The sequence below is a fragment of the Marinifilum fragile JCM 15579 genome, from assembly GCF_001310955.1.
Taxonomy (GTDB): domain Bacteria; phylum Bacteroidota; class Bacteroidia; order Bacteroidales; family Marinifilaceae; genus Marinifilum; species Marinifilum fragile.
Map to the genome: position 1 here is coordinate 22,100 of NZ_BAZX01000041.1, position 8,182 is coordinate 30,281.

At 35.2% G+C, this 8,182-nt stretch carries 10 protein-coding genes and 1 tRNA gene; 6 read left to right on the forward strand and 5 right to left on the reverse strand.

The features are described from left to right. Nucleotides 1-174 precede the first annotated feature (174 nt). The 5 genes from JCM15579_RS18630 to JCM15579_RS18650 all read right to left on the reverse strand — a co-directional run bounded on the left by JCM15579_RS18630 (nt 175) and on the right by JCM15579_RS18650 (nt 3,849). A complete protein-coding gene (locus JCM15579_RS18630) occupies nt 175-1,434 on the reverse strand; it encodes a DUF3570 domain-containing protein (protein WP_172677471.1) in 1,260 nt (419 codons plus the stop codon). Between the two features lie 20 nt (nt 1,435-1,454). Next, nucleotides 1,455-1,679, reverse strand: a complete 225-nt coding sequence (locus tag JCM15579_RS18635) for a DUF4266 domain-containing protein (protein WP_054722606.1) — start codon at nt 1,677-1,679, stop codon at nt 1,455-1,457. Further along, nucleotides 1,672-2,712 (reverse strand): FAD:protein FMN transferase, encoded by a 1,041-nt coding sequence (locus JCM15579_RS18640; protein WP_083464768.1) that lies wholly within the window; start codon nt 2,710-2,712, stop codon nt 1,672-1,674. The genes JCM15579_RS18635 and JCM15579_RS18640 overlap by 8 nt, the downstream gene beginning before the upstream one ends. A 4-nt stretch (nt 2,713-2,716) precedes the next feature. After that, nucleotides 2,717-3,154 (reverse strand): thioredoxin family protein, encoded by a 438-nt coding sequence (locus tag JCM15579_RS18645; RefSeq protein ID WP_054722608.1) that lies wholly within the window; start codon nt 3,152-3,154, stop codon nt 2,717-2,719. A gap of 146 nt (nt 3,155-3,300) precedes the next feature. Continuing rightward, nucleotides 3,301-3,849, reverse strand: coding sequence for a hypothetical protein (locus JCM15579_RS18650; protein ID WP_054722610.1), 549 nt, complete (start codon nt 3,847-3,849; stop codon nt 3,301-3,303). A gap of 143 nt (nt 3,850-3,992) precedes the next feature. Here JCM15579_RS18650 and JCM15579_RS18655 point away from each other — a divergent pair. The 6 genes from JCM15579_RS18655 to JCM15579_RS18675 all read left to right on the forward strand — a co-directional run bounded on the left by JCM15579_RS18655 (nt 3,993) and on the right by JCM15579_RS18675 (nt 7,941). Continuing rightward, nucleotides 3,993-4,076: transfer RNA gene (locus tag JCM15579_RS18655), tRNA-Leu, on the forward strand. 95 nt (nt 4,077-4,171) lie between these two features. Then, entirely contained in the window at nt 4,172-4,849 is a 678-nt protein-coding gene (locus JCM15579_RS18660) for a DUF554 domain-containing protein (RefSeq protein ID WP_054722612.1), read from the forward strand. A gap of 44 nt (nt 4,850-4,893) precedes the next feature. After that, nucleotides 4,894-6,333 carry a RapZ C-terminal domain-containing protein gene (locus tag JCM15579_RS18665; protein ID WP_054722614.1) on the forward strand — a complete coding sequence of 480 codons (1,440 nt, stop codon included), beginning with the start codon at nt 4,894-4,896 and terminating at the stop codon, nt 6,331-6,333. A gap of 198 nt (nt 6,334-6,531) precedes the next feature. After that, nucleotides 6,532-7,068, forward strand: a complete 537-nt coding sequence (locus JCM15579_RS18670; protein WP_218186239.1) for a sugar phosphate nucleotidyltransferase — start codon at nt 6,532-6,534, stop codon at nt 7,066-7,068. Nucleotides 7,069-7,088: 20 nt separating this feature from the next. Beyond that, the gene (locus JCM15579_RS21025) at nt 7,089-7,253 is read left to right on the forward strand and encodes a hypothetical protein (RefSeq protein ID WP_218186240.1); all 165 of its coding nucleotides are present in this window, start codon (nt 7,089-7,091) and stop codon (nt 7,251-7,253) included. Between the two features lie 58 nt (nt 7,254-7,311). Next, nucleotides 7,312-7,941 carry a type 2 periplasmic-binding domain-containing protein gene (locus tag JCM15579_RS18675; RefSeq protein ID WP_054722616.1) on the forward strand — a complete coding sequence of 210 codons (630 nt, stop codon included), beginning with the start codon at nt 7,312-7,314 and terminating at the stop codon, nt 7,939-7,941. Nucleotides 7,942-8,182 lie beyond the last annotated feature (241 nt).

The following is an 8,182-nucleotide window of genomic DNA, read 5'->3' on the forward strand; positions in this document are numbered from 1 at the left end:
TTAAATCCTCAAAAAATACCTTCTGACCTTGTAGCTGCATTTTGTAATGATTTGGTAAAAAATAGAAAAAAAGGTAGTTTGCTGGTTTGCAAAGTATGTTTAATTCGGTTTTATGAAATAGGAATGCATTCACAAAAAAAAGACTCCCTTTAGGAAGTCTTTTTGATATATCAATTAGAATGTAAATCCAAAATCAAGGCTTACTAGCATTGCATTTAAGCCATCGCTTCTATCGTAATAAGCTGCTCTTAGCCCTATGCTTTTAAATTGGGCAACCTTTCCTTTTCTAAACGGCGATTTAAATTTGCCAATTCCCATAACTGGGGAATACTGAAATCCAATACCTACTTTGTAACTATTAAAATCAGATAAGTCGTAATCAGATGTATAAAATTCAGGAGTGTTGGTAGCACTTGCCTGACCAAACTTATAAAAGTCATCAGCGGCAGTTTGAGTATGATACCTGAAAAACGGTGAAACTATAAATGATTGAGAAACCATCATTGGCAATTCGATACTAGCAGTATGTGCTGATATTCCCCAACTGTCGGTATAGAATCGATAAAAGGTTTTTAATCGAACAAAATCGCTTAAATAATAGTTCCATCGCATAGAGATTGGAATTTTCAGTCTGCTGTCATCCAATTGCTCAACATGACTTAATCCTCTTAAAGTAGCCATATCGTCATTGATGTTCGCATCATCGAAAAATACCCTATGGAATGGGGTTGATAATAATCCGCTTTGCGAGACTACTTCAGCCGAAAATAAAGCTTGTAAGCGCTTGTTGATTACCTGAGAGTAGGACAAGCCCAACTTTAAGGTTGTACGAACATCGTCTTTAAGCCATTCTTTTTCAGGTTCTCTGAGTTCGACAGGATAAATTCGATTCCACGTATCATTCATGAATAAACCATCAATGGTTAGAGATCGGTTTTGGTCTTTTGAATTAAAAGTGTAAGAACCACCTGCATGAAAGGAGGTAACATCAAATTCTACCGAAGCACCACCTAAAATACTATAAGCATTACCCGAATTAGCTAAAGTGTGCGAATAGGCAGCATTAAAGTGAACTCTTGCATCCATACTTGAAGCAGAAGATTTATTGATCTCAAAATAATCGACATTATCTGTCGATGCTGATGAGTAAATATCTACTCCAAAGTTTAAATCGAGAGCCGATAAAGAGTCAATAGGAACATGAACCACAAAGCTTGGCGCAACATTGTCCAATTCTTCTGTACCCATTCCACCAGTAACCGGAGAATGATCGCCGTCCTGTTCGTAATAATTGAATAGGAAGTTCACCTCAGTATCCTTAAAATCTTCAGGCGATTTTTTTATCTTAACTTTTTTGCGACTTTCTTCCTGTCTGTCGTCAAGACTATTTTTATCGGTTTGAGAGAATCCTGTCATGCCAATTCCTAATAACAAAAACAGGCTTAATAGAGTTTTTAATTGCATCCGCAACCTCCTCCCGATTTTCCACCATTAGCACCTGCCGCACCTTCACGATACGCCTGGAAATTGGTTTCGTAAACCTCTAATTTTTTTGCTTGCAATGCCATTTCAGCATCGTTAAGATATGCTTTTTGATATGCCGCCACAGAAACACAACTGTTCATGGCAACTACAGCAAGCAATCCAAATAGCATTAATTTGATTTTTCTTTTACTCATTGAATTTTCCTATTTGAATTTGATGTGAGTTATTTTGATTATTTGTTTTGTGATATTCTAACTTTAAGTTGGAGGAAGTAATCATTTCTTGATCGTCGGTAACCAAAATGCATTCAACTCCATTTAATTTGTTGATCAATTGTAAACCACTTTCAGCTCCTAAAACAAAAACAGAAGTGGCAAGTGCATCAGCCAATTCGGCATTCGGACAAATAATGGTAACACTGCTTAATCCACTTACAGGATAACCTGTTCTGGGATCAATAATATGTGAATATCTTTTTCCATTGAAGGTCACAAATTTTTCATAGTTTCCAGAGGTTACAACTGCTGTTTCACCTATGCTCAACCAAGAAAATATTTTGTCTTTTTCTTTAGGATTTGATATTCCAATTTTCCAATCCTTACCATCTTCATCTTTTCCCCAGGTGATTAAATCGCCAGAAGCATTTACCAAGGCACCATCTAATCCCATTTTCGACATCACTTCGAGTGCTTTATTTGCTGCATAACCTTTACCGATTGCACCAAAGCCAATTTTCATTCCTTTCTTTTTGAGAAATACGCTTGTATTCTCATTGTCCAGTATAATGTCTTTGTAATTTATCTTTGAAACAGATTTTGCTACGCTAGCTGAATCTGGCATTTGAATCATACTTCCGTCAAACTTCCATATTTTGTCCATTGATGCATAGCTAATATCGAATGCACCATGTGTTAAATCAGATATTTTTTTGCTTCTTCTGATTAAGTTGAACAATTCACGATCAACTTGAACAGGCTTAATGCCAGCATTACGAACAATTGCCGATGTTTGTGAATTTGAATCCCAGGAAGAAATTAAGTTTTCAATTCTTTGTATTTCATTTATCCCAGCCTCTATTGCATTATTTGCTTTTATTGCATCCCTGGTAACTGCTGTAATTTCGAACCGGGATCCCATTAACAGCAAGACCTTTTTATGCGATTTATTTTGTCCGTATGTGATAAGACTGAGGACAAGGAAAAGTGCCATTGTCAGTAATCGTCTCATTCCTTTAATTTAAGAATGATTTTATGTGATTAATGTATTGAGTGGGATTTAGATTTTTGTAGCCGGTTTTTCCCAAAACTTTCCCTTCTTTATTCAGAAGAACAATGGTAGGGAAATGCCCTTTGTTATTATACTTTTCGGCAAGCTTTTCGTTAACTTTGACTTGTTCTTTGCTGAGTTTGTTCTTTTTAGAACGAGGAAAATCCAAATTTAAAATAACAAGTTTGTTTTTGGCAAAATCTTTAAACTCTTCTGTGTTTAGGATGGTTTTCTTTAATAAGATACAGGATTTGCACCAATCGGAGCCAGAGAAATTCATAAATACAAATTTGTTCTCTTTTTTTGCTTGTTCTAAGGCTTGATTTAAATCTGTTTGTGCTTGAATTCTATTTGTGGCAAGTAGCACTACAAACAGTAAAAACATTGATTTTACAATATTCATTCTAGTTTTTTATTTAGTTAAATGTATTTTTAATCAAAACATAAATTTCTAAATCAAAACTAAAAAAAAAAATCTTACGATGTCCAATAGTCGTGTTAAAAGATGTAAAAATCTAGATATTTGGACAATCGTATAAGTTTCTTTATTTAAAACTGAATTCCATTATTGTGAAGTATGCTAAGCACTTCATTACCCAATTGAGGTTTTACAATTCTCAGCATTTGATTGATTTTTTCATTCTCAATATCGGTTAATCCCAGTATGATGTATGCTGAGTTTCTATCTTCAGGTGCATCTTTAATCAATTCCAGAAGAATATTTGTTCCAGAATGAAACTCCTTATTTGATAAAACCGAAAGATTGACGAAAAATTGGCTTGCAGTACGAACAATTTGTCCATCTGTTTCAACCTGAATAAATGGAAATAAAGCCATAACAGCTTTTGGATTACTTTTTCGGATAACTGAACTTAGCGCAGTAAGAAGTTTTGTTCTTTCTTCGCTAGAAGTTTTAGCCATAAGATATTCAAACATGCGAAAAAGAACAGGAATAATATTTTTGTTGCGACTTTCACCATATAAAAAACATGTTCTAAAAGTCATTACTTGCAGTTCATTCTTATTCAATCCATCCCATTTATCAGATTGCAATGCGATTTTATCTAAATAGGAGTAGTCCTTCTTCTGATTAGCCATATCGAAATTTTAAATTTGCGCAAAGATATAAACATGAAAACATTCTCCAATACGAAATCAAGCAGAATTAAATATATGGAATTATTAGGATAAGATTAAAAATCTTTTGCAATTATTTCTTTTTTGTTAATTTTGCTTGCCTTGCCCAAGTGCTGGAATTGGTAGACAGGCATGGTTGAGGGCCATGTGTCCGATTGGGCGTGCGGGTTCGACTCCCGCCTTGGGCACAAAAGCTTTGTCAATAGGCAAAGCTTTTTGTAATTCTATACCTAGCTTCCATTAATTTATTTAATTTAGTTATTTGATATCAAAATGTAGATTTATGATAGGAACGCTGATCAACGTTGGTGCTATAATTCTTGGAGGTAGCATTGGTCTCTTATTTAGGACTAAAATTCCCGAACGATTATTTAAAATAGTATTTCAGGCAATTGGTGTTTTTACCCTTTACCTGGGAATTAGCATGGCACTTAAGGCAAATGAATTGCTTATTATGGTGTTTAGCTTGGTGCTGGGATCTTTGTTCGGAGAATTGCTTCGATTGGAAGAGCGAGTAGAGACATTAAGTGAACGTTTGAAGAAAAGGGTAGGCAGTGGAGATGCAAACTTTTCAACTGGTTTGCTTACTGCATTTATGCTTTTTTGTATGGGTGCAATGACCATTGTAGGGAGTTTAGAGGAAGGTATGGGCAAAGAGCCAACGTTGCTGTTAACCAAATCTTTAATGGATGGAATCTCTTCGGTAGCCTTGGCAGCAGTAATGGGAATTGGAGTTCTTTTCTCGGTTATTCCTCTTTTAATTTATCAAGGAGGATTAACCCTTTTGGCAGCATTGTTTGGCGATATTATTCCCCAAGTTGTAATCAATGAAATAACCGGAATAGGAGGAGTGTTAATAATTGCTTTAGGAATAAGCATTTTGGAACTTAAAAAAATTAAAGTTTTGAATATGTTACCAGCAATACTAATTGAAATACTTCTGTGTTATATCTTTTTATAAATTTGTAAATCCGCATGTCAGGATAACCTCTAAAAAATACAGAATTGAAACAAGAAATTGAAAACGCATTAATCAGATTGTTTGAAAATTGGGCTCAAGATAAAGTAGTTGAAACAGAGCTTCTTCCGCAATCTGGTTCGTACAGAGAATATATAAGAATTATTGGTAAAAAGAGAATTGTTCTTGGAGCCTATAATGCCGACTTAAAAGAAAATCATGCTTTCATAAGTTTTAGCAAGCATTTTTTATCTAAAAATTTACCAGTTCCAGAAATCTATCATCAAGACGATGAAAATGGATTATACTTATTGCAGGATTTAGGAAAAACAACTTTGTTTGATTACATATTAAACCTTCGTGTTGGTGAAGGGTTTGCTACCGATTTGGTATTGATTTACAAAAAAATCATTAGTCAATTGGTGCGTTTTCAAGTGGAAGGGGGAGAAGGATTGGATTTTACCGCTTGTTATCCTCGAGATAGCTTCGATAAGCAATCGATGATTTGGGATTTACATTATTTTAAATATTACTTCCTAAAATTGGCTAAGATTCCGTTTGATGAACAGTTCCTGGAAAATGATTTTCAAAAGTTCTCGGATTATCTTTTAGATGCACCAAGAGATTATTTTCTGTATCGCGATTTTCAGTCAAGAAATATCATGTTGGTGAATGGTGAACCATGGTTTATCGATTATCAGGGAGGAAGAAAAGGAGCTTTACAATATGATTTGGCATCATTGCTTTATGATGCAAAGGCCGATTTGCCGCAAGAAGTGAGAGATGAATTGTTTGATCATTACCTTCAGGAGATTAAGAAAGTACAAGAAGTCGATTTGAAAGCATTCAAATCCTTCTTCCAGGGATATGTTCTGATTCGTATTATGCAAGCAATGGGAGCTTATGGTTTCCGTGGATTTTACGAGAGAAAAGAGCATTTCTTAAAGTCGATACCATATGCGCTAAAGAATTTGGAAACGATATTAGATCGATTGGATATGCCTGTGGAATTACCAGAATTAACCAAAGCGCTAAATGAAGTGGTTGGTTCGGAATTTTTACAGCAAGTGGGAAAAGAAGAAGAGGTTAAACTACATGTGGAGATCAATAGTTTCTCATATCGCAGGGGAATACCATTGGATAAGTCAACAAATGGAGGGGGATTCGTGTTTGACTGTCGTGCCATTCATAATCCGGGAAGGTATAAGGAGTATGTGGAAATGACAGGAAAAGATCAGCCAGTAATTGACTTTTTCAAAGAAAAGAGTGAAATGGATGAATTCCTTACATCGGTTTACGCTATTGTAGATATGAGTGTTGGAAAGTACATTAAACGAAAATTTACAAATTTACAGGTGAGTTTTGGTTGTACAGGAGGTCGACATCGCTCAGTGTTTTCAGCAGAAAGTTTAGCCAAGCATTTAAGCGAAAAATTTGATGTGAATATAAGTTTGCGACATATTGAAAGAGAAATAGAGGGGAATTAAAAATGAGCAAGAAGCGTTGTAAATTGTCACCAGAGGAGTATGCGGAGAAGGTTTGTAAAACGGAACAATTCATTTGTCCGAAATGCAATAGAGTAGCAAAAAGTGCCAAGAAACTTTGCAAGGCTAAAAAGATAGAAATAGATAAAGACAAAATATTTTACAAGTAACCTCACTGATAACTGAAAAATGTTGAATGCAATGATATTTGCCGCAGGATTGGGCACAAGGTTAAAACCTTATACCAATACCAAACCAAAGGCTTTGGTTGAACTTGCCGGCAAAACACTATTGGAAAGAGCAATTCAAAAGCTTGTAAAGCTGGGTGTTGATCGCATTGTAATAAATGTGCACCACTTTGCCGATTTAATTGAGGATTTCCTGAAAGAGAATAACAATTTTGGTGTGGATATTCGTATTTCTGATGAACGAGATCATTTATTGGATACAGGTGGAGGGTTAAAGAAGGCCATAGATTTATTTATTCCTGATGCTCCTGTGTTAATTTATAATGTAGATATTCTCTCTTCAATTGATTTGAATGAATTGATTCAACAACACGAATCATCAAAAGCTTTGGTAAGCATGGTGATGCGAAAGCGCGAAAGCAGTCGTTATTTGTATTTTAACAAAGAGAAACAGCTAACGGGTTGGAAGAATTGTAAGACTGGAGAGGTAAAGAAGGCTAGGGTTGATATGAAGAATCGAAACCTTTGGCATTTAGTGGCATTCATTTAGTTAATCCTAAACTTTTTGATTTGATAGAGGAGGATGGAAAATTCTCCATTATCGATTTGTATTTGCGATTGGCAAAAACCGAAAAAATGTTAGCCTACAAAGATCAATCAGATTTGTGGTTCGATTTGGGAAAACCAGAGCAACTGCAGAAAGCAGAGATATTAATTAAGAATAATGAACAATAAAAATTGAACTTTCTAACGGTTCGACTATTAGACTTTAAGACTTAAAATATATAAACAGATGAATTTAAAACCAATTATTTTTGCTGCAGTTAGGGTAATTCTTTATGCCATTCCTGTAGTAGCATCGGCATTAATCATTAAAAGCGATGCAGGTATTCTTATCGATGGGGGAAAATTTGGAGAAGGTTCCCAAACCGAATGGATGCAACAATTGTATTTGTTGCTAACCAGTATCATGTTTATTTTGGCAGGGATTCGATCCAAAGGACACCAAGCCATTTCCTATTTATTTGGTGGTGGTGCTTTGGTAGCCTTAATTCGTGAGTTCGATGTTTATTTCGATAATATATATCACGGAGCTTGGTTCCCATTTGCATTGTTTGTGATGTTATTTTCCATCTTTTTGGTGTATCGCAAGCGCCAGCAAATTTGGGAAAACCTTGAGGAGTTTTTTACAACCCCCGCATTCGGAACCTTTATTGCAGGTTTTTTAAGTGTATTTGTTTTCTCGCGTTTGTTTGGAACCAAGAAAGTATGGCGTGCCTTGTTCGATGTTGATAAATTGGAACCAGTGCAACGTTGGGTGAAAAATGCAGTTGAAGAGGGAAGTGAGTTGTTTGGATACACCTTGCTTTTTATTGCAGCAATTGAGTTTTTCGTGTATGTTTCGAAAAAGCTGAAAGAATAAGATCTTTATGGATCAAAATAAATTAAAGTGCATCTTTTGGTGCACTTTTTTATTGCTATAAAATTCTCTATAAAGCACTTTTGATAGCAGATTGCATGGCAATGATGTTATGAGAGATTATTTCACAATCAGGAATGCTCTTCATTTGAATGAAGAATTCATTTTCCTAAAAAAGCAACTCCTGAATTGGTTCAGGAGATCGTTTTCTCAAAAAAGAAGCTCCTCAATTGGCTGAGGAGAT